The 25620-nt window shown below is 51.8% G+C and carries 17 protein-coding genes and 2 pseudogenes; 10 read left to right on the top strand and 9 right to left on the bottom strand.

Translation table 11 applies throughout. The annotated features are described in order from the left end of the window. Positions 1-5: 5 nt before the first annotated feature. From glgC to glgP, 3 genes are all read left to right on the top strand, one after another. Positions 6-1283 (top strand): glucose-1-phosphate adenylyltransferase, encoded by a 1278-nt coding sequence (glgC, locus tag ACX9GV_RS19005; RefSeq protein WP_473196547.1) that lies wholly within the window; start codon positions 6-8, stop codon positions 1281-1283. A gap of 124 nt (positions 1284-1407) precedes the next feature. Beyond that, complete coding sequence (glgA, locus tag ACX9GV_RS19010; RefSeq protein WP_473196548.1) at positions 1408-2841, top strand: glycogen synthase GlgA; 1434 nt, start codon at positions 1408-1410, stop codon at positions 2839-2841. Positions 2842-2865: 24 nt separating this feature from the next. After that, complete coding sequence (gene glgP / locus ACX9GV_RS19015; protein ID WP_473196549.1) at positions 2866-5313, top strand: glycogen phosphorylase; 2448 nt, start codon at positions 2866-2868, stop codon at positions 5311-5313. Between the two features lie 57 nt (positions 5314-5370). On the opposite strand, the gene glpD is transcribed toward glgP, so the two are convergent. From glpD to glpE, 4 genes are all read right to left on the bottom strand, one after another. After that, positions 5371-6879 (bottom strand): glycerol-3-phosphate dehydrogenase, encoded by a 1509-nt coding sequence (glpD, locus tag ACX9GV_RS19020; RefSeq protein WP_473196550.1) that lies wholly within the window; start codon positions 6877-6879, stop codon positions 5371-5373. A gap of 197 nt (positions 6880-7076) precedes the next feature. Next, a complete protein-coding gene (locus ACX9GV_RS19025) occupies positions 7077-7835 on the bottom strand; it encodes a DeoR/GlpR family transcriptional regulator (RefSeq protein ID WP_037385481.1) in 759 nt (252 codons plus the stop codon). A 27-nt stretch (positions 7836-7862) separates the two neighbouring features. Beyond that, positions 7863-8699 (bottom strand): rhomboid family intramembrane serine protease GlpG, encoded by an 837-nt coding sequence (gene glpG / locus ACX9GV_RS19030; RefSeq protein WP_023489095.1) that lies wholly within the window; start codon positions 8697-8699, stop codon positions 7863-7865. A 144-nt stretch (positions 8700-8843) separates the two neighbouring features. After that, positions 8844-9170 (bottom strand): thiosulfate sulfurtransferase GlpE, encoded by a 327-nt coding sequence (glpE, locus tag ACX9GV_RS19035; RefSeq protein ID WP_473196551.1) that lies wholly within the window; start codon positions 9168-9170, stop codon positions 8844-8846. Positions 9171-9447: 277 nt separating this feature from the next. Between glpE and araD the strand changes: the two are divergent. Then, positions 9448-9570 (top strand): annotated as a pseudogene (araD, locus tag ACX9GV_RS19040) (L-ribulose-5-phosphate 4-epimerase); the annotation flags it as partial. On the opposite strand, the gene ACX9GV_RS19045 reads toward araD, so the two are convergent. The 4 genes and pseudogenes from ACX9GV_RS19045 to ACX9GV_RS19060 form a co-directional block, all read right to left on the bottom strand. Next, complete coding sequence (locus tag ACX9GV_RS19045) at positions 9570-10859, bottom strand: FAD-dependent oxidoreductase (protein WP_473196552.1); 1290 nt, start codon at positions 10857-10859, stop codon at positions 9570-9572. The pseudogene araD and the gene ACX9GV_RS19045 sit on opposite strands and share 1 nt — an antisense overlap. Then, complete coding sequence (locus ACX9GV_RS19050) at positions 10856-11104, bottom strand: 2Fe-2S iron-sulfur cluster-binding protein (RefSeq protein WP_473198074.1); 249 nt, start codon at positions 11102-11104, stop codon at positions 10856-10858. The genes ACX9GV_RS19045 and ACX9GV_RS19050 overlap by 4 nt, the downstream gene beginning before the upstream one ends. Before the next feature lie 5 nt (positions 11105-11109). Next, on the bottom strand, positions 11110-12258 hold the full coding sequence (locus tag ACX9GV_RS19055; RefSeq protein ID WP_473196553.1) for an NAD(P)/FAD-dependent oxidoreductase: 1149 nt from the start codon (positions 12256-12258) through the stop codon (positions 11110-11112). Then, positions 12255-13204, bottom strand: a pseudogene (locus tag ACX9GV_RS19060) (4-hydroxyproline epimerase). Before ACX9GV_RS19060 ends, ACX9GV_RS19055 begins: the two are co-directional and overlap by 4 nt. A 177-nt stretch (positions 13205-13381) precedes the next feature. Between ACX9GV_RS19060 and ACX9GV_RS19065 the strand changes: the two are divergent. From ACX9GV_RS19065 to ACX9GV_RS19085, 5 genes are all read left to right on the top strand, one after another. Further along, complete coding sequence (locus ACX9GV_RS19065; RefSeq protein ID WP_473196554.1) at positions 13382-14233, top strand: AraC family transcriptional regulator; 852 nt, start codon at positions 13382-13384, stop codon at positions 14231-14233. A 398-nt stretch (positions 14234-14631) separates the two neighbouring features. Then, positions 14632-15555 carry a dihydrodipicolinate synthase family protein gene (locus ACX9GV_RS19070; protein ID WP_023489102.1) on the top strand — a complete coding sequence of 308 codons (924 nt, stop codon included), beginning with the start codon at positions 14632-14634 and terminating at the stop codon, positions 15553-15555. Between the two features lie 38 nt (positions 15556-15593). After that, entirely contained in the window at positions 15594-17189 is a 1596-nt protein-coding gene (locus tag ACX9GV_RS19075) for an aldehyde dehydrogenase (NADP(+)) (RefSeq protein WP_473196555.1), read from the top strand. 25 nt (positions 17190-17214) lie between these two features. After that, on the top strand, positions 17215-18819 hold the full coding sequence (locus ACX9GV_RS19080) for an APC family permease (protein WP_473196556.1): 1605 nt from the start codon (positions 17215-17217) through the stop codon (positions 18817-18819). 21 nt (positions 18820-18840) lie between these two features. Further along, positions 18841-19878 carry an Ldh family oxidoreductase gene (locus ACX9GV_RS19085; protein ID WP_473196557.1) on the top strand — a complete coding sequence of 346 codons (1038 nt, stop codon included), beginning with the start codon at positions 18841-18843 and terminating at the stop codon, positions 19876-19878. A gap of 117 nt (positions 19879-19995) precedes the next feature. On the opposite strand, the gene malT is transcribed toward ACX9GV_RS19085, so the two are convergent. Continuing rightward, complete coding sequence (gene malT, locus ACX9GV_RS19090) at positions 19996-22710, bottom strand: HTH-type transcriptional regulator MalT (RefSeq protein ID WP_473196558.1); 2715 nt, start codon at positions 22708-22710, stop codon at positions 19996-19998. 501 nt (positions 22711-23211) lie between these two features. Between malT and malP the strand changes: the two genes are divergently transcribed. Then, positions 23212-25617, top strand: coding sequence for a maltodextrin phosphorylase (gene malP / locus ACX9GV_RS19095; protein WP_023490078.1), 2406 nt, complete (start codon positions 23212-23214; stop codon positions 25615-25617). Positions 25618-25620: the final 3 nt, after the last annotated feature.

Here is a 25620-nt window from a genome sequence, read left to right on the forward strand (position 1 = left end):
CAGTTGTGGTCACGTTTGAAAATAAAGATTCTTTGTTGTTAGCGCGGCAACTACCTAATAAAGCGGTTGCCCTGATTCTGGCCGGGGGACGAGGTTCACGTTTAAAAGATTTAACCGCTAAGCGCGCCAAGCCCGCAGTGCATTTTGGCGGTAAATTCCGCATTATCGATTTTGCCATGTCGAATTGCCTGAATTCAGGGATTCGCCGCATGGGGGTTATTACCCAATATCATTCGCATACGCTGGTACAGCATATTCAGCGTGGCTGGTCGTTCCTCAATGAGGAGATGAATGAGTTTGTTGACCTGTTACCCGCCCAACAACGTCTGAGTACTGAGCATTGGTACCGGGGAACGGCGGATGCCGTTTGCCAGAACCTGGATATTATCCGCCGCTATCAGGCGGAATATGTGGTGATTTTGGCCGGTGACCATATTTATAAAATGGATTATTCGCGCATGTTGTTCGACCATGTGCAGAAAGGGGCGCAATGTACCGTGGCCTGTATTCCGGTGCCACGTAAAGAAGCCGGTGAATTTGGTATCATGAAGGTAGATAGTCATGACCGGATTTTGGATTTTCTGGAAAAACCGGCGGATCCACCCGCGATGCCAGACAATCCTGAGATGTCGTTGGCCAGTATGGGGATCTATATTTTCAACGCCGACTATTTATACCAACTGTTGGAAGAGGATATGTTGCTGCCAGATTCCAGCCATGATTTCGGCAAGGATCTGATTCCTAAAATTACTGCGCAGGGCGCAGCTTGGGCTCACCCATTTACCCTTTCCTGCGTCACCTCCAATGACGAACTGCCACCCTACTGGCGTGATGTCGGTACGCTGGAAGCCTACTGGCGAGCCAACCTGGATCTGGCTTCGGTGACACCGGAATTGGATATGTATGACCGCTCCTGGCCGATCCGCACCTATATGGAGCCGCTACCGCCGGCGAAATTTGTTCAGGACCGCTCCGGGAGTCACGGAATGACCATGAATTCGCTGGTGGCTGGCGGTTGTATTGTTTCGGGTTCGGTGGTGGTGCAATCGGTGCTTTTCTCGCGGGTGAGGGTCAATTCCTTCTGTACTATCGACTCCTCAGTGCTATTGCCGGATGTGAATGTTGGTCGTTCGTGTCGCTTGCGTCGCTGCATTATTGATCGAGCCTGCCATATTCCGGAAGGAATGGTGATTGGTGAAAACGCAGAGGAAGATAGCCAGCGTTTTTATCGTTCGGCAGAGGGCATTGTGCTGGTCACGCGCGAAATGTTGTCAAAGCTGTAACGACTGATTTTATCGAACTGATTTTATCGAACTGATGTTGTCGAACTGATTTTGTCGAATAGTGGGCATGGATAGAGGCGGCAGCTATCGGTGCAAAGGAGTTTTGCCGCTTTCAGGAGTGAGAATGCAGGTTTTACATGTATGTTCTGAAATATTCCCGTTGCTAAAAACCGGCGGTCTTGCCGATGTGGTGGGGGCATTACCGGCAGCACAAATTGCCGAGGGGGTGGATGTTCGGTTGTTGTTACCGGCGTTTCCTGATGTGTGCAATGGTATTCCAGATACGGTATTGGTGACCCAGGTTGACTCTTTTGCTGGTTTAGTCAGCCTACGTTACGGTATTTATCAGGGTATCGGTGTTTACCTGATTGATGCACCTTGGCTGTATAACCGTTCGGGCAGCCCATACCATGACCAATCAATGAGTGCATATCCAGATAACCACCGCCGTTTTGCTTTATTGGGGTGGATGGCTTGTGAACTGGCGAAAGGGTTGGATCGTTATTGGCGGCCACAAGTGGTACACGCTCATGACTGGCATGCTGGATTGACCTGTGCCTACCTGGCAGCCAATGGTCACCCGGCTCGTTCTATTTTTACGGTTCATAATCTGGCCTATCAGGGGCTGTTCGCTGCCCAACATCTGCAAGAGTTGTGGTTACCTTCGGCGTTTTTCAATATCTACGGGTTGGAGTTCCACGGGCAGATTTCATTTCTGAAGGCGGGCCTATACTACGCCGACCATGTCACCACCGTCAGTCCAACCTACGCACGTGAAATTACACGGCCTGAATTTGGTTATGGCATGGAAGGATTACTGCAGGAGCGCCAGCGTCAAGGGCGGCTTAGCGGTATTCTCAATGGCGTTGATGACAACATCTGGGACCCGGCCCGTGATGCCAATCTGACGGCGCGTTACGATGCAGACCATCTGAAGAATAAGATCAAAAACAAACTGCATCTGCAAAAAGCGATGGGGCTACAGGTGGATGAGTCGTTGCCCCTGTTTGCGGTGGTGAGTCGCCTGACCAATCAGAAAGGGTTGGATCTGGTGCTGGAAGCGTTGCCTACGTTGTTGGCGCAGGGTGGGCAGTTGGCGTTGCTGGGGGCCGGTGATGCCGTCTTGCAGCAGGCGTTTCTGGATGCCGCCGCCGATTATCCTGATCAGGTGGGTGTGCAGATTGGCTACCATGAAGCTTTTTCTCACCGTATTATCGGTGGTGCAGATGTGATCCTGGTGCCCAGCCGTTTTGAGCCTTGTGGGTTAACACAACTTTATGGTTTGCAATATGGTGCCTTGCCGTTGGTGCGCCGCACGGGGGGGTTGGCGGACACCGTGGTGGATTGCGCGCTGGAGAATCTGGCAGACGGTAGCGCCAGTGGGTTTGTTTTTGATGATTGTGATGCTGTCGCCTTGAGCAATGCTATTCGGCGTGCGCTGGTGTTATGGAGCCGGCCGAAACATTGGCGGCGAATACAGCGCCACGCTATGAATCTGGATTTTGGTTGGCACGTAGCGGCAAGGGATTATCTGTCGCTTTATCAACGCTTATTGTAATCGCGTACTTGGGATTGAATTACTATGACTTCACCGTTTAGTTACACCTCACCCACGGTCAGTGTTGAAGCGCTGAAACATTCCATCGCCTATAAACTGATGTTTATTGTTGGTAAGGATCCGGCTATCGCGACTCAGCACGACTGGCTTAATGCTGTGCTGTTTGCGGTACGAGACAGGATGGTGGAACGCTGGTTACGCGCGAGTCGCGCCCAGCTTTCGCAAGATGTTCGGCAGGTTTATTACCTGTCGATGGAGTTTCTGCTTGGCCGGACGTTATCGAATGCCCTGTTATCCATGGGAATTTATCGGGATCTTGAGGATGCACTCGATGAAATGGGCCTGAGCTTGAGTGAATTGCTTGAAGAGGAAAATGATCCTGGCTTAGGCAATGGGGGCTTGGGCCGTTTGGCTGCCTGTTTCCTGGATTCGTTGGCGACGTTGGCCCTGCCAGGAAGAGGCTATGGCATCCGCTATGAATATGGCATGTTCAAACAGAATATTGTTAACGGCCAGCAGATGGAGTCGCCGGACTACTGGTTGGAATACGGTAACCCGTGGGAATTCCCGCGCCATAATACCCGCTATAAGGTACGTTTCGGTGGGCGTATTCAGCAGGAGGGAACCAAGGCCCGCTGGGTAGAAACTGAAGAGATCATTGCTATCGCTTATGATCAGGTGATCCCTGGTTTTGATACTGACGCCACTAACACACTCCGTTTATGGAGTGCGCAGGCCAGTAACGAAATCAACCTGGGTAAATTCAACCAGGGTGACTACTTTGCTGCGGTGGAGGATAAAAACCATTCAGAGAACGTATCGCGCGTGCTCTATCCTGATGACTCCACTTATTCTGGGCGTGAGCTACGTCTACGGCAAGAATACTTCCTGGTTTCAGCGACAGTACAGGACATTCTTCATCGTCACTGGATAATGCACAAAACCTTTGCCAATCTGGCTGACAAGGTTGCCATTCACCTGAATGATACCCACCCCGTTTTGTCCATTCCTGAATTGATGCGTTTACTGATCGACGAGCATAAATTCAGTTGGCTGGATGCTTGGGCGCTGGTGGAAAAAGTATTCTCTTACACCAACCATACGTTGATGAGTGAAGCCCTGGAGACCTGGCCGATAGAGATGCTGGGTAAGATCCTGCCACGTCATTTGCAGCTTATTTTCGAGATTAACGACCATTTTCTCAAGCAAGTTCAACAGCAGGTGCCAGGTGATAATGACTTACTGGCACGGGTCTCTCTGATTGATGAAACCGATGGCCGACGGGTTCGCATGGCATGGTTGGCGGTGGTAGCAAGCCATAAGGTGAATGGCGTATCAGCTCTGCATTCGGAGCTGATGGTGCAATCCCTGTTTGCTGATTTTGCGCGGATTTTCCCGGGTCGTTTCTGCAATAAAACCAACGGGGTGACGCCGCGTCGCTGGTTAGGGTTAGCCAACCGACCGCTGTCGAAAGTATTGGATGACAGTATCGGTCATCAATGGCGTACCGATCTTAGCCAACTGGCCGAGCTTAAGCAGGATGTGGATTACCCGAGTTTCTTGCTGGCGGTGCAAACAGCTAAACGGCAGAACAAAGAGCGGCTGGCCAGTTATATTGCCAAAAAGCTCAATGTGGTGGTGAATCCGGATGCCTTGTTCGATGTGCAGATCAAACGTATTCATGAATATAAGCGGCAGTTGCTTAATGTATTACATGTGATTACTCGCTATAACCGTTTGCTACAGGATCCTGAAACCAAGCCGGTACCCCGTGTGGTGATTTTTGCGGGTAAGGCGGCCTCGGCTTACTATGCCGCCAAACAGATTATTCGTTTGATTAATGATGTCGCTAAAGTGATCAACAATGACCCGCGGGTCCACGATGATTTGAAAGTGGTGTTTATCCCCAACTATGGGGTCAGTTTGGCACAGATGATTATTCCGGCGGCTGATCTGTCAGAACAGATTTCACTGGCAGGGACTGAAGCTTCAGGCACCAGTAATATGAAGTTTGCTCTGAACGGTGCTTTGACGATTGGTACTTTGGATGGCGCTAACGTTGAAATGCTCGAGCATGTCGGGCAAGAGAATATCTTTATCTTTGGTAATACCGCCGAACAAGTAGAAGATTTGCGTCGTAATGGTTACAACCCGCGTCAATATTTTGAACAGGATGAGGAGTTGCATCTGGCGCTAACGCAAATCGCTACCGGTGTATTCAGCCCTGATGAGCCGCAGCGGTATAGCAGTTTGTTTGATTCACTGGTCAATCTGGGGGATCACTATCAATTGCTGGCAGATTATCGCAGCTATGTGGATACGCAGGATAAAGTGGATCAGTTATATCTTAATCAGGATGACTGGACACGCAGTGCGGTGCTGAATATTGCCAACATGGGCTATTTCTCTTCTGACCGTACCATTCAAGAGTACGCGGATGAGATCTGGAACATCAAGCCGATAAAATTGTAAGCCGATAAAGTTGTCATCGTGATCAGGGCCGGGTAACCGGCCCTGATACTCTGTGGATTAACTCACCTGTGACGCTATTTTCGCTTCAGCCTGTGCGGTTAGCCAGGCTTTAACCCGTGCTTGTTGCGCTTCGCTGAGCCACATTCCCAGTTTGGTCCGCCGCCAAATGGCATCATCCAGCTCACTAACCCACTCCTGATCAACCAGATAACGCAATTCAGCTTCATAGAGTTCGTGCCCAAAGTGTTCACCTAACTCACTCAGATTGCTAGCGTTGGCCAGGATCTGTTGGCTATGACTGCCATAAGTCCGGGCGTAGCGGCGAGCCAGTGATTCCGTTAACCAGGGGTACTGTTGGCGTAGTTTGGCCGCATAGTGATCACGGCTGCCCGCGATGTCACCCCCTGGCAGTAAACCGTTTTTGGTCCATGCCGGCCCACAGCCCGGGTAATATTGCGCCAGTTTATCCAGCGCATGTTCTGCCAGCTTGCGGTAGGTGGTGAGTTTGCCACCAAATACCGAAAGTAGCGGGGCCTTGCCCTGAACATCATTAATATCCAAGGTGTAATCGCGGGTCACTGCTTGTGGTGAGTCTGATTCATCATCGCACAGCGGGCGGACACCGGAATAAGTCCAGACGATATCGTTACGACCCAACTGTTTTTTGAAGTGGTGGTTATAGACCTTCAGCAGATAGTCGATCTCGTTCTCATCGATCTGGACCTCTTGGGGATCGCCGTGGTACTCCACATCGGTGGTGCCAATGATAGAAAACTCATCCATCCACGGGATCACAAACACAATACGGTGGTCTTCGTTCTGTAAAATATAGGCTTGTGGTTGATCATGCACCTTGGGGACCACGATATGGCTGCCCTTAATCAGGCGAATACCGTAGGGGGATTTCAGCTTCAACCCATCATCAAAGAAGTGTTTCACCCAAGGCCCGGTGGCATTGACCAACCCCTTGGCTCGCCAGGTAAGACGCTTGCCGCTATTGATCTCGGTAGCTTCCACCACCCACAGGTCATTCTCCCGCCAAGCCCGGGTGACTTGAGTGCGGGTACGTACTTCACCACCCCGTTCGGTAACAGCCTGGGCATTTAAGACCACCAGACGGGCATCATCTACCCAGCAGTCGGAATATTCGAAACCGCGCTTTAATTCTGCGTTTAAAACCGAATCAGCGCCAAAGTGCAAGCCTTTGCTGCCTGGCAGGCTGGTGCGTTTACCCAAATGATCATATAAGAACAGGCCGGTGCGAATCATCCAGGCTGGGCGCAAATGGGGTTGATGCGGCAAGCGGAAACGCATGGGAAAGGTGATATGTGGAGCGAGCTTTAGCAGCACTTCACGCTCCGCCAGTGCTTCGCTGACCAGGCGGAACTCGTAATGTTCCAGGTAGCGTAGGCCACCATGGATCAGTTTTGAACTGGCGGAAGAGGTTGCACTGGCCAAGTCTTGTGCTTCCAGTAGCAGAACGGAGAGCCCACGGCCAGCAGCATCTGCAGCGATACCCGCACCGTTAATACCGCCGCCGATAACGATCAAGTCTTTGGTTTCCACATTAACCTCGCAAGAATGTTCGTAATAGTTCTTTAATGTTCTATTTTGCTCATTATTGTAATCATAAACCAACAATTAAGCCAATAATTAACCGGGGCAATCTGTTTTAACGAAAAATTTAACAATTTGGCGGGTATGCACATCAATTGAAGAGGCGAGCGGGGGAAACCTCTCCTGTGATAGGAGAGGAGGGGAACTTAGCAGATCTCTAGTTGTACATCATACTGCTCGATAATTTTCATCACGCTAGGGGGCGGGTTTTGGTCGGTAAAGAGGTAGTCAATCAGGTTCATATTGCCAAGATTAACCATCGCATTACGGCCAAATTTGGAATGATCGGTGACTAACATCACACAGCGGGAGTTTTCGATAATGGCACGTTTGGTGCGTACTTCATGGTAATCGAATTCAAGTAGTGAGCCATCCATATCGATACCGCTGATGCCAAGAATGCCGTAGTCGAGGCGGAATTGGGAAATAAAATCCAATGTCGCTTCCCCCATAATGCCACCATCTCGAGTGCGCACTTCGCCACCAGCCAGGATCAGGCGGAAATCCTCTTTGGCGGTGAGCAGGGTGGCGACATTCAAGTTGTTGGTGACGATGCGCAGATTTTTATGCCCCATCAATGCATGGGCGACAGCTTCCGGCGTGGTGCCGATATCAATAAACAGTGTCGCGCCATCAGGGATCTGGCTAGCCACGCGCTGAGCGATGCGATTTTTTTCTTCTGAGTACATGATCTTGCGGTCATGATAGGCGGTATTCACTGAGCTGGAGGGGAAGGCAGCACCACCATGGTGGCGCTGTATCTTGTTCTGATCAGCCAGGTCATTTAAATCACGTCGAATGGTTTGCGGACTGACGGCGAAATGCTCCACCAACTCTTCAGTGCTGACATAACCCTGTAAGCGCACCAATTCGATAATTGCGTCATGACGCTGAGTTTGCTTCATGATAATCCCCTAATATGTACCTGGCTGTTATTGTTCATTGCGCGTGTGATGTCGCGTATCCCAGAATGCCATCAATAACCCTAACACTAAACCGGCGATGTGTGCTGCATTAGCAATCGATATGCCAAAAACATCGAAATGGCCGATGACCAGCCAGAGCACGGAAAATACCATTAGACCCCGTGGCAGATTGATGCCTCGTTCTGGTGCGCGCTCACCGGTTAACCAGACGTAACCTATCAGGGCGTAAACCACACCAGAAAGACCGCCAAAGAGAAACCCACTAAATAGCGATTGTGCCCAGCCACTGAAAAGGGCTGAAACCACGGTGATGACAAATAACTTACCGCTACCGAGTAATTTTTCCACTGGGCCACCCAGATACCACCACCAGAGCAGGTTAAACGTAATATGCAGTAATGAAAAATGCAGGAAAATATGGCTGACCCAGCGCCATAGCTGACTATATTGCGAGCTGTTTTGCGGCCAGGAAAGCCAGAACATCACGGTGTTATCCCCCAATATCTGCATCAGAATGTAGATCAGGATGCACGATACCATTACCGTGAGGGTCAGTGGTCCCGCTTTGCTGCGGATGGTTTGCAGATAGGAAAATTGTTGGTAGTTCAACCCGGTGTCAGTGTTGCCGGTTTGCCAACTGGCGGCCTGATAACGTTGGTTGAGGGGATCGTGCAGAAACTGTTGCAGTTCGTGCTGAACTTGCTCCAGATGAGTCTCATCTGCCAGCCAGATTTCGGCCGCTTCGTCGCTAGCCTGGACACTAAGCTGCACCCCAAGTGTTGCCATATAATCGACAAAAGCTTGTGCCAAACGCGGGTTGGATACGGCGATCACTCGAACCATAGGTTTTCCGTCTCGGTAGATAATATTGACCACGGATATGACTAGCAGTGGTATTGAGGGATGATTATAGCGTTGAAATCCTGCCGATAGGCAATGGAATGGATAAAAAGCGGGGGATAATTGATCCACCGCTTAGATGAGCTGTTATGAAGAGGCGGTGACCTCTTGCGGAAACTGACGTGCCCAGGCTTCGAAACCACCATCAATGCTATAGACGGCTTCAAACCCTTGTTGCCGTAGGTACTGTGCCGCACCGCGGCTGCTGATACCGTGGTAGCACATGACCATCACCGGGTGCTCGAACTCATTGTGCTGCATAAAGGTTGTCAGGCTGTCATTGGTAAGATGGAATGCGCCTGGTACATGGCTTACGGCAAAACTTTGTGGGTCTCGAATATCGACCAGCGTCGCACTGCCCTCTTTCAGGTGAGAATAGGCCTGCTCAATATTGATCGTTTCAGCTTGCTGCATAATGTTAACGTGCCTCATTGTGCGGGGGAATTTTGGGAGAGTGTACCCCATTTTGCTGTTATTAAGACCAGAGCAAATATATGGGTATCGGTAACGACAATTAGCCCCCCTCGAGCCCCTAAACCAGCGGCACTTCAACTCCTTGGTGACGCTGAAAAAGCCGGTCTGCTTTGGCGATAAGGACAAGGAGAACAAGATGACCAATACCTTACCGATGTTGCAAGTGGCCCTGGATAACCCGTCAATGGATGATGCCTAGCGGACCGCGCGCTTGATTGCCAATGAAGTGGGTGGCGAGTATGAATTGGCCACCGGGCGGGTGATTGGCGAAACGCTGGGGCAACAAGAGCAGTTGTATACGTCAGGGATAGTGGTTTATCAGCACGAGCCCAATGCTTATTACGGGCAGTGTTGAGTCTTGCTGCTTAATGTTCCAACTAATGTTCCAATCCGCACCGGAGAAAGTGGCACTCTGGGGGCGGGGGGAGCCCAGCCCAGTAGCGTGTGAGCGGCGGTGGCACAAATTTTTCCCTGACAAGCCCCCATGCCACATCGGCTGTGGAGTTTAGCCTGCTGCCAATTGTCATGGGGCGTCAGCATAGAGAGTGGGACATCTTCGCAGCGGCAGAGCAAGGTCTCTGGTGTTGCCAACTGTTTGACTTCCTGGTTCAGGGTGAACGCGGTGGCCACATGGTCTGCAAACTGCAACCAACGGTGGCGTAAGTGAAACAGCGTTGCTGCCCGGGAATAGTGTTCTATGGCGGCATAACCGGCGATAGTGCCTTCCACCAGCGCTAATTCGCTGCCGCCTATACCGGTACACTCTCCTGCGGCATAAATAGTTGGCTGGCTGCTCTGCTGCCATTGATCCACGGTTATCTTCTGTGCGTTTAAATGGCAACCCAGTAATTGTGCTAATTCGCTATTCGGGACCAAGCCAAAGCCACAGGCAAGCCTATCGCAGGCGACCGTTTTTTCCCGTTGGCCCAACCTGATACGCACCGCCTCTAAGCGTTGTTCTCCTAATGCTTCCAGCACCATGCTGTCTGGCCGATAATGGCGTTGAAATAGGCGCAATGCCTGCCATCCTTTGCTCGGCCAGCGCCATAATTGGCAACTGAAGGCCAGTAATGCCGACCATTTGGCCTGTTCGGCGATGCCGACCACCTGGCCACCCACTCGCTGCACACTGTTGGCTACCGCCAACAATAATGGGCCGCTACCGGCAATCATGACCCGCTGTCGTTGCAGGGGTAGGCCATTTTTCACCATCGCCTGCAATCCACCTGCACCTGTGACACCTGGCAAGGTCCAACCGGGGAAAGGCAGTAACTGTTCTCGAGCGCCGGTGCACAGGATCAGTCGTTGGTAACTGATGGTGCCATATTGGTCAGAACCTTCATAAATTAGGCGCTGAGGGCCGTTGCTCCCAACGATCTTTGTATTGCTAAGCAGTGTGATGTTTTGGTTTTTTTTGATCATCTCGATATGTCGCTTTGCCTTGGCAGCGATTGGCATCACTGGCCCATCACGCCAGATTTGCCCGCCAGGGCGAGGGTTATCATCAATGATCAGGATCGGCGTCTGTTTGGTGGCAGCGGCGTTGGCTGCCGCCATCCCTGCGGGGCCAGCGCCGATAATCAGAATGTCGCAATGCCAGTTTTTTAGCGTGCAAGCGGAAGACATCATGAGTGTGTCCTCGTGATCATCATATTGTTGCGGCATAGCGTTTGGCAGGCGGGGCGGCGTAACCCGTCAATGGTCACTCGGCACTCCTGACAGATCCCCATACCACAGAATGGGGTACGCCATTGCCCAGTAAGCGATTCTCTGCAACCTGCTTGATCAGTGAGGCTTAATGCCACCGCTACCGTGATACCGCAAGGAACGGAAAACAGCTCGCCATCAATTGATAACTGAATAGAACGCGCCATGTTTATCATCGGTTATTCTCCGTAACTGCAAGGGGGATGTGTGTGGATAAAAAACGACTTGCCAGATAGGGCGTAGCATCAATCGGCGGCGTATGTCCCTGGATCAACGCCGTGAGGATTTGTGCACTGCCCGTTGCTGTGGTGACGCCTAACCCTTCATGACCCACTGCCAGCCAAAGCCCTTTATACCTGGGATGCGCACCTAGCAGGGGCAGGTTATCGGGGGGTGTTGCACGAAATCCACTCCAACTACGGATCAGGTTCATCTCTGCCAAACTCGGTAGATAGTGCAGTGCACGTTGCAGCATGGCTTGCAAGACCGGCATCTCTACGGTGGAGTCGAGGGTGTTAAATTGGCGTGAAGATCCGATGAGCAGTTGCCCGGTAGGGCGCGGCTGTACATTAAAGGCCACTGAAGTTCCGCTGTTGGCATGAGCGCTAGCCACGTAGCCTAATTCGACAAGCTGATGATGCACCCGCAGAGGGTAGCGATCAGTAATGGCCAACTGGCCTTTTTTGGGTTGTAGAGGCAACTCAGGCAGCAGATGTTGTGCGTGAATGCCATTGGCTAGAATGATGGCTGGCGCGCTAAGGGTTTCTCCATCAGCCAACACCACGCTTTGTTCTTCCAAGCGAACCACCTCTGCATGGCGTAGCGTTACTCGCTCTTTCCCTTGTTGGACTAACCATTGTGCGACATTGGGGGCATAGAGAATGCCCTCGCTCGGTACGCGTAAGCCCCCAGTCAGGCCTTGACGCAGCATCGGTTCAATATGTTGAAGCTGCTGGGCGCTCAGCAGTGCGCTCTGGATGCCAACACTGGCCAAGCGCTGCTGTTTTTGTTCTGCCAGTGACATCTCTTCAGGGTGGGCGGCAATCCACAGTGTGCCGCAAGCGTGCCAAGCACATGAGGCGGGCATTTGCTCAAGGAGTGGACGCCACTGTGCAATAGAATAACTGCTCAGCGCCAGCTCGGCCGGGTTATCATCCATGCAGACCAGATGCCCCATCCCTGCGGCTGTTGCAGCGCGGCTCTGATTGTCAAGTAACAGGATACGGTAACCGGCCTGGGCTAACTGATGGGCGCAACTTGCACCGATGATGCCTGCTCCCACCACGATCACATCTGCCTGCATCAGTCGTGAGTGACTCATCCGGGAATGCCCCAGGCGAAAGGGTCCTGCCCATCGATCAGTAAGCGGGTGTCACCGCACACATAGGCATGACCACGAATGACAGGCATAATCTCTCCCCCTACCAAGCTATAAGATGCCTGAAATTCACTGCCGATCACGCTTTTTTGCCGCCAGATCTCCCCAGGTTTCAATCGTCCATCGGCGGCCAGACAGGCGAGTTTGGCGCTGGTTCCGGTGCCACAGGGGGAACGGTCATACGCCTTGCCGGGACAGAGAACAAAATTACGGCTATCGGCATCGGGATCAGGGGAAAATAGCTCAATATGGTCGATTATTGCGCCATTTTCTCCATGAATACCCGACTGTTCCAGAGCCTGACGTACCGCCCAACTATAGTGCGTGAGGGCTTCAAGATTATGCGGGCCGACCACTAACGGGTGATCGTTAATCAGAAAAAACCAATTTCCCCCCCAAGCGATATCGCCACAGACGGTTCCGTAGCCAGGAACCTCGACGGTCACTTGTTTGCGATAGCGGTAGGCTGGCACGTTATGCACGGTAACGCTGCCATCCTGATGTAACTCGGCCTCCACTGTGCCGACTGGCGTATCGATTTTATGCCGTCCTGCACTGATCCTGCCCAGATAAGCCAGCGAGGTCACGACGCCGATGGTGCCATGACCGCACATGCCTAAGTAACCGGTATTATTGAAGAAAATAACGCCAGCGCAGGCATCGGCGGTGGTGGGGGGCAGAGTAACGCCCCGACCAGGACATCATTGCCACGGGGCTCCAGAATGCTGGTACATCGCCAGTGATCAAACTCCCGCGCCAATATGGCTTGTTGTTCGGCGACACTTCCCGTACCTAATGCAGGAAAACCATCGACCACCAAGCGAGTTGGTTCGCCTCCTGTATGAGAATCAATCACATGGATCATGGTGAATTGAGAAGATGGAGTCATAGCGGCCCTATAAGTTAATGAAATGTTATTTTTACTAAGATAGAGTGAGGGATAGGCGGTGTTAGTGCTTGACGCTTTTCTGTTTTTTGCATAGAGAAATCAGCACAATTTCTGGCGCGGTGATCCATGACGCGGCAGTGACAGCCTGAAAAATAGTGTGTCAAAGAGGGTTAACTAATGGACCAGACCTTTGAAATAGACTTTCCGGCTGCAGCAGATCAGACCATCACTGAATCACCCGTCGCCGCCTCGGCCACACTGTCTGTTGACCAATTAGCCACACTATGTGAGGGATTAGTATTCCAGCGCCCGCAGGATATCAACGCGGTACTCAATGCCATTGCCCTGATCACGCCCTTGCTGAACGCTATCTCGAATGTGGTTTTTTTTATCAAAGACAGTGAAGCTCGTTACCTGATTGCCAATTTGACGCTTGCCAAACGTTGTGGCTTTAAAACTGTTGCTTCACTCCTAGGAAAAACGTCGTCAGAAGTCTTTCCATCCAAGCTGGGCTTTGGCTATACCGAACAGGATCAGCGTGTATTACAGCAGGGGATGCGAATACAGGATCAGTTGGAAATGCACTTGTATGCGGGTCGAGAAACAGGCTGGTGTTTGACTCAGAAACTACCGCTTTATGATGTGCAGGGCAAGATCATCGGTATGGCAGGGATTTCTTACGATTTACAACAAGCCAAGGCCAACCATCCGGCTTATCGTCGCTTGGTCGCCGTGGATGATTATATCCGCCAACATTACAGCCAGCCGATAATGATGAGTGAATTGACTCAGTTGACGGGTTTGTCTGTGGCACAGTTGGAACGTTACTGTAAGCGTATTTTCCACCTGACTCCCCGGCAGATGATCCATAAAGTCCGCTTGGAGAAAGCATCTGAATTGCTGGCAACCGACATGCCGATCACCGAGATTGCACTGCATTGTGGCTATACTGACCACAGTGCTTTTAGCCGTCAATTTAAAGCACTCACTGGCACCACACCACGGTGTTTTCGATTATCGCTGAAGTAGCGGTGACCCACAGGTCCAATCCCCACCCATTTCCTGGTTGATCTCCCTTGAACTGGCTAGCCACTGTTGTGCTGTTTTCGTTGCTCCGCCCCCTTTTTCTCACACTTTATGCTGGCAGTGATAGCCATTACGCGTTTCGGCATTCCAGATCACTATGCTGATTTCATCATGGCAATCAGAGAAAACCCTCAAGCGGAGTGACGGGTTCATTGTCAGTATGGGGCAGAAGTTCACCATTGGCTTACATTAAATTAACATTTTTCTGGTGGTCTTCTATGCCCAAGTTCAATGAAGTTGCAGGTAGGCGGCAAGCGAGTGGAAGCCGCCAACACCACTGCTTCTTAAAGGATGAAAGGTATATCCATTTACCTCATGACTTAACGAATAGGTGTAACAATATGAGCCATAAAACAGTGAACTGGCACGGTGTTTTTCCTGCGGTAAGCACTCAGTTTAAAGCGGATTTCTCTTTGGATCTCGACGCGACACATCGCGTGATCAAAAACTTGGTGAAGGATGGTGTTTCAGGCTTGGTGGTCAATGGCACCGTGGGGGAAAACACCTCAATGACGACCCAAGAAAAACGTTCTGTTATTGAAGTTGCCGTGGATGCCGCTGCTGGTCAGGTGCCCGTCTTATCCGGTGTGGCGGAACTGACCACCGCCAATGCGCGTGAAATGGTGGCGGAAGCCGGTAAAGCGCAGGCGGATGGCATTATGCTGATGCCGCCGTTGGTGTATAGCCCGACGATCCGTGAAACCGTTGCTTATTTTCGTACCATTGCCGCCTCAACCGACCTACCGATCATGCTCTACAACAACCCGTTGATCTACAAAAACGATGTCACTCCCGATGTACTCACAACCATGGCCGATTGTGACAACATCGTGGCGTTCAAGGATTCCTCTGGGAACACGCGCCCCTTCATTGATATTCCTAATGCGGTGGGGGATCGCTTTGTGTTGTTTGCGGGGCTGGACGATGTGGTACTGGAGTGTGTCGCGGTGGGGGCTGCCGGATGGGTCTCTGGGATGTCCAATGTCTTCCCTCGCGAGGGTGAAACGTTATTCCGCCTGGCAAAGCAGGGGCGTTTTGACGAGGCATTAGCACTTTATCGCTGGTTTATGCCATTGCTCCACCTTGATTATCGTCCTGACCTGGTGCAGTGCATCAAACTGTGTGAGGAAATGGTCGGCCGTGGTAGTGCCATCACTCGGCCACCACGTTTGCCTCTGGAAGGTCAGACCTTGGCTGAGGTGAAGGCAGTGGTTGAAAAAGCGCTGGCTTGCCGACCAACGACATTGCCGGATGTCGGACTCTAAATGTGTTTTTCAATAACCAATTGAATAATGGAGTATAAATGACACATTTTACAGAGCAGCAAGACAGCGGGCGGCAGTTTATTGGCGGTGAACGTGTCGCTGAAGGTGAACGTAAACTGGTCAGTCTCTGTGCGGCGAATGGCCAGCCTAGCGGATATCGTTTTTATCAGGGGACAGCCACTGAAGTGGATCGTGCAGCGTTAGCCGCTGCACGGGCTTTCCCCGCCTATAGTCAGACCGATGCAGCACAAAGAGCCGATTTTCTCGCGGGTATTGCGGATGAGCTGGATGCACTGGGTGATGAGTTTATTGCGTTGGTGGCGGCAGAGACCGCCTTACCTGTAGCAAGGATCCAAGGTGAACGTGCCAGAACCAGTGGGCAGATGCGGCTGTTTGCAGCGCTATTGCGACGTGGTGATTTTTACGGCGCACGCATCGATAGCGCATTGCCGCACAGGACACCGCTGCCACGCCCTGATCTGCGCCAGTACCGCGTAGCAATCGGGCCTGTGGCGATATTCGGTGCCAGTAATTTTCCCCTGGCCTTTTCCACCGCAGGGGGGGATACCGCCGCAGCTTTGGCAGCCGGTTGTCCGGTGGTGTTTAAAGCACATAGCGGTCATATGGCGACGGCAGAGTGGGTTGGGCGCGCCATTGAACGGGCGAGAGTTAAACACGCTATGCCAGCTGGGGTATTTAATATGCTGTATGGCGGTCAGATCGGTGCTGATTTAGTACAACATCCAGAAATCAAAGCGGTTGGATTTACCGGTTCACTGGCGGGTGGCCGGGCGTTGTTTGATCTGGCGATGCGTCGCCCGCAACCTATCCCAGTCTTTGCTGAGATGTCGAGCATTAACCCCGTGGTGGTGATGCCGCAGGCGTTGAGTTCAGGTGCCGAGCGGATTGCGCAAGATCTGGCGGCATCGTTCACCTTGGGATGTGGTCAGCTTTGTACCAAGCCAGGTGTCATTATCGGTGTGCGGTCCAGCAATTTTGAGCGTTTTGTCAACAAGTTATGCCAAGAAGTAACTTCTTCCCCAGCGCAAACCATGCTGAACTCAGGGACATTACAGAGCTTTCAACAGGGTATCATCGCCTTAGAGCAGCACCCGAGGATTGAGCGGATTGCTGGGCAGAGTGGTGTTGCCGAGCAGGCATCGGCGCAACTGTTTCGTGCGGATATTGCTTTGTTGCTTGATCAGTCTCCCCTGTTGCAAGAAGAGGTCTTTGGCCCGGTTGCCGTGGTCGTTGAAGCGGCCAATGAAGCCGAGTTGTTTCAGGCTTTACAGGGTCTGCAAGGACAACTGACCGCCACCCTGATTGGTGAAGAGGCAGAAATTGCACAAGCCCGTTCACTTACACAGTTACTGGCGCATAAAGCCGGGCGATTAATCATCAATGGTTACCCGACTGGCGTCGAGGTGTGCGATGCGATGGTTCATGGTGGGCCTTATCCCGCCACCAGTGATGCCAGAGGGACGTCGGTCGGTACACTCGCGATTGAGCGTTTTTTACGCCCAGTCTGCTTCCAAAATTACCCTCAAATCCTGCTACCGGATGCTTTGCAGGATACCAACCCACTCAATTTATTGCGTTTAGTCAATGGCGTTTATACCCGCGAATCATTATGAAGCTCATCAATAGAGGGTTACATCAATGTCACTATCTCAATGCGAAACACCTATTCAGAGTAAGGGTCTTGTTCAAGGAAGGTTTAAAAAGCGGCTGACGCTGACCGATTTAACCTTTATTGGTTTGGGGGCCATTTTTGGTTCCGGCTGGCTGTTCGCAGCCAGCCATGTGGCTGCCATTGCAGGGCCTGCTGGGATTTACTCTTGGCTGATCGGTGGGGTTGCTGTGTTGCTTCTGGGGATTGTCTATTGTGAACTGGGGGCGGCCTTGCCCAAGGCGGGCGGGGTGATCCGTTACCCCGTTTTTTCACATGGCGAGTTGATGGGGTATTTAATGGGGTCGATTACCCTTATTGCCTTCTCCAGCCTGATCGCCATTGAAGTGGTCGCCGCGCGCCAATATGCGGCTGCCTGGTTTCCCTCGTTGACACAAGTCGGTTCCAGCAGCCCGACACTGCTTGGATGGGGCGTGCAGTTGGCGCTGCTCTGCTTCTTTTTTTACTTGAACTATTACAGTGTTAAAACGTTCGCCAAGTCCAATAACATCATCAGTATTTTCAAGTTTGTGGTACCGCTACTGGTGATTGGTGTCCTGTTTACTTTTTTTAACCCCGATAATCTCACTGTGCAAGGGATTGCGCCATTTGGTGCTGCTGGGGTGCAATCGGCGATCTCTGCGGGTGGGATAATTTTTGCTTATCTGGGGCTGACCCCCATTGTTTCGGTGGCCGGTGAGGTAGAAAATCCGCAGCGTACTATTCCGATCGCCCTGATCCTGTCGGTGGTGCTTTCCACAATCATCTATGTGATGTTGCAACTGGCGTTTCTTGGTGGGGTCCCTACGGCGTTACTCGCCAATGGCTGGGGCTCGATAGTGCAACATTTCACTCTGCCTTATCGCGATATTGCGTTGATGCTCGGGGTGGGGTGGTTGGCATTTTTAGTGGTGAGTGACGCGGTGGTCTCACCCAGTGGTACCGGTAATATTTACATGAATGCCACACCGCGAGTGGTGTACGGTTGGGCCCGCAGTGGGACTTTATTTAAGGTTTTCACGCGGATTGATGCTGACTCCGGCATCCCTCGCCCTGCTCTATGGCTGACGTTTGGTCTGTCGATTTTCTGGACGCTTCCCTTCCCCTCGTGGGAAACCCTAATCGGTGTGGTGTCCGCCGCGCTGGTACTGAGTTATGCGCTGGCCCCGGTGACTGCCGCAGGGCTGCGCCGCAACGCCCCTGATCTGAAACGCCCCTTCTATGTACGCGGGTTCGCCGTGTTGGCTCCACTGTCATTTATTATTTCAGCCTTGATTGTCTACTGGTCTGGCTGGGGCACGGTGTCTTGGCTCTTAGGGCTGCAAATCGCCATGTTTGTGGTGTATGTGCTGTGTAAGAAATTTGTTCCGGTAGATAAGGTCAGTTTTCAGCAACAGGTGTTTTCGTCTTTCTGGCTGATCGGTTTTTATGCCCTGATGATGGCGGCTTCTTACCTGGGGACTTTTGGCGGGCGCGGTATTGTGCCTGAGCCTTGGGATACCTTGATGGTCGCGGTGATCGCATTGCTGGTGTTTTATTGGGGGGCTCATACTTGTTTGCCGAAGGCCAATTTGCCCCATGACGATGAGGATTGATGAACAATGGAGACAGCGTGTATGAAAGATCGGGAAAGTACGGTACAGATGACGGTGGCGCAGGTGCATCAATTAGCTTATTCAGCTCTGTTATCGAATGGGTTCAGCGAGCAGCATGCGCAGGTGGTGGCGGAAAATGTCACGGCGGGTGAGCGTGACGGTTGCGCCTCGCATGGTCTCTATCGGCTGTTGGGTTGTGTCCATTCGCTTAAGGCTGGCAAAGTGTCTGTGGATGCCATGCCGGTGATTACACGCCAGACACCCGCGTTGGTACGCGCGGATGCACAGGGAGCATTCTCGTTATTGGCGCATCGACAAGCGCTTCCTTTATTGATTGAGCAGACCCGTCAATTAGGCATTGGCGTATTGGCGATCAATAATTGTGTCCATTTTTCTGCGTTATGGATGGACATTGAGCCCTTGACGGAAGCGGGTCTGGTTGCCTTGGCATTTACCCCCAGCCATGCTTGGGTTACCCCTGCGGGTGGTCATCGTCCACTGTTTGGCACGAATCCCATTGCTTTTGGTTGGCCTCGGCCGAACCATCCACCTTTTATCTTCGACTTGGCCACCAGCATGGTGGCAAGAGGTGAGATTGAGCTGCATCGGCGAGCCGGGAAACCGATCCCCGAAGGGTGGGGGATCACCGCTCAGGGCGAGGCAACAACGGATGCGGCTGCGGTGCTGGAAGGGGCGATGCTGACCTTTGGGGGCCATAAAGGCTCGGCGTTAGCGGCCATGGTCGAGTTGATTGCCGGGCCGTTGATCGGCGATATGACCAGCGTTGAATCGCTGGCCTTTGATGAGGGGACTGGCTCATCGCCACGTGGTGGGGAACTGATTATTGCCATTGATCCAGAGCGCTTTTTGGGGGCAGAAAAAGAGCAGCATTTTTCTCGAGCTGAAAAGATGTTCGCCGAGATGGTCAGCCAGGGGGCCAGGCTGCCCGGACAGCGCCGTTACCTAGCGCGTGAACGGGCTCTGAAACAGGGCTTGGCGATCCCACAGGCGTTATATCAGGATATCAAAGGGTTAATTCAACCTTCATACGCTAAATAATAGACTTAAGCTCAACAGCGCCGCCGTTTTATTGACATTGATGACGAGTATAAAAACACTTGGCGTTTTTCATCAGCATTTGAGCAGACTCAAACCAGGGGCTCAAATGCTGATGTTCTAAGCGCCGTAACCCATCATTTTCAGCAATTGTTGTGCCTGTTGTACCGCTTCTTGCCGGTGGGCGACCCCGAGCTTTTGATACAGATTACGGATATGGGTTTTGATGGTGGTGGCAGCCACATCCAGTTCATTGGCGATCTGTTCATTGCTGTAACCGGAGTAAATCAGCCCCAACACTTGCCATTCACGCTGGGTCAGGGGGCTGGTGCGGATCAGCTCCGGTACTTGCGGATGCGTCAGCAGTTTATCGACAAAGTTTTCGTCAAAATGGGCAAATTTGTGGCGATGGTGCTGGTTAATATCGCGCAGAATACGTTGCGCACGATGTTGTTCCATTTCCGGTAAGGTGTTGAGCTGAAGCAATTGGCGTAATTGTTGGGCTATCGGTTCCCCTTCGATAACAAAGTGGCTGATAAACCCGGTACGATTAGCCAGTGAAAGCGCCTCTATCAGAACCCGTAACGCATCGCTTTTGCGGTCCATCTGCCAGTAGAGTTGATTGCTGAGCAGTAAATTACGGTTGAGGTCGCTTACCAGGCGCAGGCGGCGAGCATTATCGTTTAATTCGTCGAGCACCACTTCTGCTTCTTCATACTGACCAAGCAGGACTTGCACACGGGCAATATTACGCCATTGCCCCTGCATAAAGTGGTTGTCCGCCATGCCGGGTTTTTCGGTATGGCGGAGCCAATGGGCCGCCGCAGTGGTATCACCGGTCATCTGCCAATAAATCACGCGTGGTTTATCCGCATTGGTGATCCAGTCGCGGTGGTATTGCGCGCCTTGTTGCAGGTCGTCGCAACGTTGCAAATAGCGGTTGGCATTATCCAGATCGCCCCGTGCCAAGGCGCATTTTGCCAACATGGCCAAGCATTGTAACTGTTGCTGGGGTTGGTAGTTGGCTAAAATCTTCAACCCTTCACGGGCAGCCTCTTCCGCTTCACCCAATCTTGACCATGACCAGAGAAGTTGTGAGCGGATGCGCAGTAGGAACTCGTGCATGGGCAGTTGTTCCAGATGCTGCTCATGTACCAGTTCGAAGGCTTTTTCCTGGGTTTCATAGGCGGCTTGCAGAAAACCTTGGGCAATCAGAATTTCACTCTGTTGTAACAGAGCCCACAGCGCATAATGATAAGTTTGATGGCGACGGGCCATCTGTTCTGTCTGTTGCATTATCGGCAACGCTCGCGCCAGCTCGCCTTTACAATGGTGTACTTCACCGGTTACTGAGGTGGTCACGATGCGACTGTAATAACTGGACAGTGGCAGGAATTTTAAGGCTTCACTGGCTAACCGCGCGGCTTCTTCCGGTTTGCCGGCGTTGATGGCCACTTGGGCTCGCAGTGCGTCAAACTCCGCATGCAACGTTTGGTCAATGGTGAGTTGCTGCTGGCGCATGGCCTGTTCAGCCCGCTCCAGTTGGGTGTTGACTTCGTTGTAACGGTGTTGGCTTTGTGCCAACCAGGCTTGCAATAGCGCCAGTTTGGGTATCTGCACCAGTTGTTCATAAGGTAATGCGTTTAAGCACTCCTCTAACAGTGCCAGCTCACTGTGGTGGAACAGCGACCAGGCATGTTGCAACAGGATGTCGCGTAACATGCTGACATCGCTGGCTGCCAACGCATGGTGAATGGCCTCTGCCGGGTAACCCAGTGCCAACCAGCCTTCGGCGGCGGCATGATGCAAGTCTGGTAACTCCAGCGCCAATTCCCACTGGCAGCGCTGACGCAAAAATGAGGCGAAAAGTGGGTGGAAGCAGAACCATTCACCGGTATCGTCCATGCGATGGATAAATAACCCTTGCCGCTCCAGCTCTTCCAGCCGCTGTTGGCCATTATCTTCCCCCGTCAGGCGAACGATCAGTGAGTCGTTCATTGAGCGCAATACGGAACAACGCAACAGAAATGCCCGGGAATGGGTATCAACGCGATCCAGGACTTCATCAGCCAGATAATCGGAAAGGTGGCTAGCGTTGAGCCGGGCCAGACGTTTGGCGGATTGTTGAGCCGATGAGGGAGATTGGCGAGCCGAGAGGGCGATCAGCTGTAGTGCGGTTGCCCAGCCAGCAACTTCATCGCACAGGCTGCTACTGTCATCTTGTTCTAGAGGTGAGCTCAGACGGCAGTCAAAGAACTGTTTGGCCTCTGGATGGGTAAACGCCAGTTGTTGTGTATTTAATTCTAATAATTGGTCGCGTACGCGCAGGTTGGCGATGCCAATTGGCGGTAAGGTGCGCGTGAGCAAAAATAGCGTCAGATTCTCTGGCTGGTAGCGCAGGAAGAAACGCATCGCTTCGTGGATCAGGTCATTGGTGATCAGATGGTAATCATCAATCACCAGGTACAAAGGTTGATGCCAATCAGAAAGCTCAATAAACAGTTGTGAAAAGAGTGTGGAGAGACTGGCGTACTGGTGTTTTTGGCTTAATGCTTCACTTTTCACGCAGTGGCCGTTAGTCGCTTGCTGTAGCGCGGCGATCAGATAACTGGCAAAGCGCTCTGGCTGGTTGTCACTCTCGTCCAGAGAATACCAACCCAAATCAGATTTATCGGCGGCCCACTGTGCCACTAAGGTGGTCTTACCATATCCTGCGGGGCAATTGACCAACGTCAGGCGATAGTTCGCTGCACCGGCTAACTTCGCCAGTAGACGTTCACGTACCACGGTATTTTGTAGCCGTACCGGGCGGCTCAGTTTTGATGGAATCAGCATAATATTCCAGATGTAAAGTATGGTCCCTGCCGCTGAAGGAGTCGCTAACAGCATCTCCTTGTAACATGATCCTGTTTTACTACTGAAGTTGCACTAATTATTTTGTGGTTCGTAATTAATAGCGCTTATTAAATTCGAACATCAGCAAACGTAATGCAACAAGGATAAGTTTTGGCTTAGAGTTTAATTGCTATTGATCACATTTTTTAGGTAGACACCATCGCAGTTTGTTGTATAGATAGGTAGTAATACCCTTGTCTATTACAGGGTAATAAGGATAGGTTAATGTCGTAGACCAGCCCGCTATTTTGCTGTGCATTGATGACTCTTATGAGTTAATGGCTTCGCTAGAAGGGGGTTAAACAGTGTCCAAGATCACAATTCCAGCTACGCCCCAATCCTCCTCCCCAGCTAATCCTCAAGCGGGATGATGCTGTTATCTCTTCTCCCCGGCACGATAGTGAAAAAATTGGCTCATTTATCCGATAGAGAGTTTTTCTTATGCCACAACTTATGCTCGATAAGGGTGTTTTTCAGGCTGCGCTGACTCGTCAGTGGCAGCGTTTTGGCCTCATCTCCGCACAGCAGATGACTCAGCATCAATGGTGGGAAGCTGTGAGTGCAGCTCTTGCCGAACAATTGGGCGCACAGCCAGCACCGAGTAAAAACAGCCTTTCGTTGCGCCATGTGAACTACATCTCAATGGAATTTCTGATTGGCCGCCTGACCGCCAATAATCTGATCAATCTTGGTTGGTATGACACTGTAGAAACCGTACTGGCAGAGCAGAATGTGAAATTGGCGGACCTATTGGAACAGGAAACTGACCCGGCATTGGGGAATGGTGGCTTGGGGCGTTTAGCTGCCTGTTTCCTCGACTCAATGGCCACCGTTGAGCAACCGGCTACGGGTTATGGTTTGAACTACCAATATGGTTTGTTCCGTCAATCCTTCAAAGAGGGGCGGCAACAAGAGGCACCGGATAATTGGCAGCGCGAGAGTTACCCCTGGTTCCGCCATAATGCGGCGTTGTCAGTGGATGTGGGTATCGGTGGCAAGCTGGAGAAGTTGGCCGATGGCCGTGAGTTATGGCATCCGGCATTCACTCTGCGCGGTGAGGCTTGGGATTTGCCGGTGATCGGCTACCGCAATGGCGTCACCCAGCCGCTACGTTTGTGGCAGGCAAGCCATGCTCATCCGTTTGATTTGGCGGCGTTCAATGAGGGTAAATTCCTGCAGGCGGAAAAACAGGGTGTTGAAGCGGCCAAGCTGACCCAAGTGCTCTATCCGAATGATAACCACCAGGCGGGTAAGCGCCTACGCTTGATGCAGCAGTATTTCCAATGCGCTTGCTCAGTGGCTGACATTCTGCGTAAACACCATCAGGCTGGGCGTAAGATTGAAGATTTACCCAAGTACGAAGTGATCCAGCTTAATGACACCCATCCGACCATCGCCATTCCTGAGCTGCTACGAATTCTGCTCGATGAGCACCAATTGGATTGGGATGCCGCTTGGGCGATTACCAGCCAGACCTTTGCTTATACTAACCACACATTGATGCCAGAGGCGCTGGAGTGTTGGGACACCAAGCTGGTGCGCAGCCTGCTGCCGCGCCATTTCTCGATTATTATGCAGATCAACGCCAACTTTAAGCGGGTGGTGGAAAAGCAGTGGCCGGGTGATGAGACGGTTTGGGGCAAACTGGCGGTGGTTCATAACAAACAGGTACGCATGGCTAACCTCTGTGTTGTCAGCGGCTTTGCGGTTAACGGTGTGGCACAGTTGCACTCGGACCTGGTGGTGAAAGACCTGTTCCCGGAATATCACCAACTATGGCCAAATAAGTTCCACAATGTCACTAACGGCATCACCCCACGGCGCTGGCTCAAGCAGTGTAACCCACAGTTGTCACAGCTTATCGACAGCACCTTGAAAGTGGAGTGGGCTAATGACCTTGATGCTTTGCGTGGGTTGGAAAAATATGCCGAAGATGGCGCATTCTGTGACAAATACCAGCAGATTAAGCGCGATAACAAGGTGGCGTTGGCCAACTATGTTCACCAGGTGATGGGGCTGACACTCAACCCGGACGCCATCTTTGATGTGCAGATCAAACGCCTGCACGAGTACAAGCGGCAACATCTTAACCTGCTACATATCCTTTCGCTGTATCGCCAACTGCGTGATAACCCGCAATTGGATATCGTGCCTCGGGTGTTTTTGTTTGGTGCCAAAGCGGCACCGGGTTACGACCTGGCGAAGAATATTATCTACGCCATCAATCAGGTAGCAGAAAAAATCAATAACGATCCGCTCGTTAAGGAACGCCTGAAGGTGGTCTTTATTCCTGACTATCGCGTTTCTGTCGCTGAATTGATGATCCCTGCCGCTGACGTTTCTGAACAGATTTCTACGGCGGGCAAAGAGGCTTCAGGTACCGGTAATATGAAATTGGCACTCAATGGTGCCCTGACCGTCGGTACGCTGGATGGTGCCAATGTCGAGATCGCACAGCAGGTGGGTGAGGATAATATCTTTATTTTTGGTAACACGGTGGAACAGGTGAAGGCCCTGCTGGCTAAAGGCTATGATCCGCGTAGTTATTGTAAGAAAGATAAACACCTGAAAACGCTGCTTGATGAGTTGGCGAGTGGCGCATTCAGCCATGGTGATAAGCACGCCTTTGACATGATGTTACACAGCTTGTTGGCGGGGGGAGATCCTTATCTGGTATTGGCCGATTTTGCTGGCTACTGCACGGCGCAACAGCAGGTGGATCAATTGTATCGTGACAGCGGTGAATGGACACGACGTACTATCCTTAACACAGCCCGTGTAGGTATGTTCAGTTCTGACCGTTCGATTCGCGACTACCAGCAGCGCATTTGGCAGGCCAAGCGTTAAGGA

The sequence above is a fragment of the Serratia sp. 25CWL12 genome, assembly GCF_055790885.1.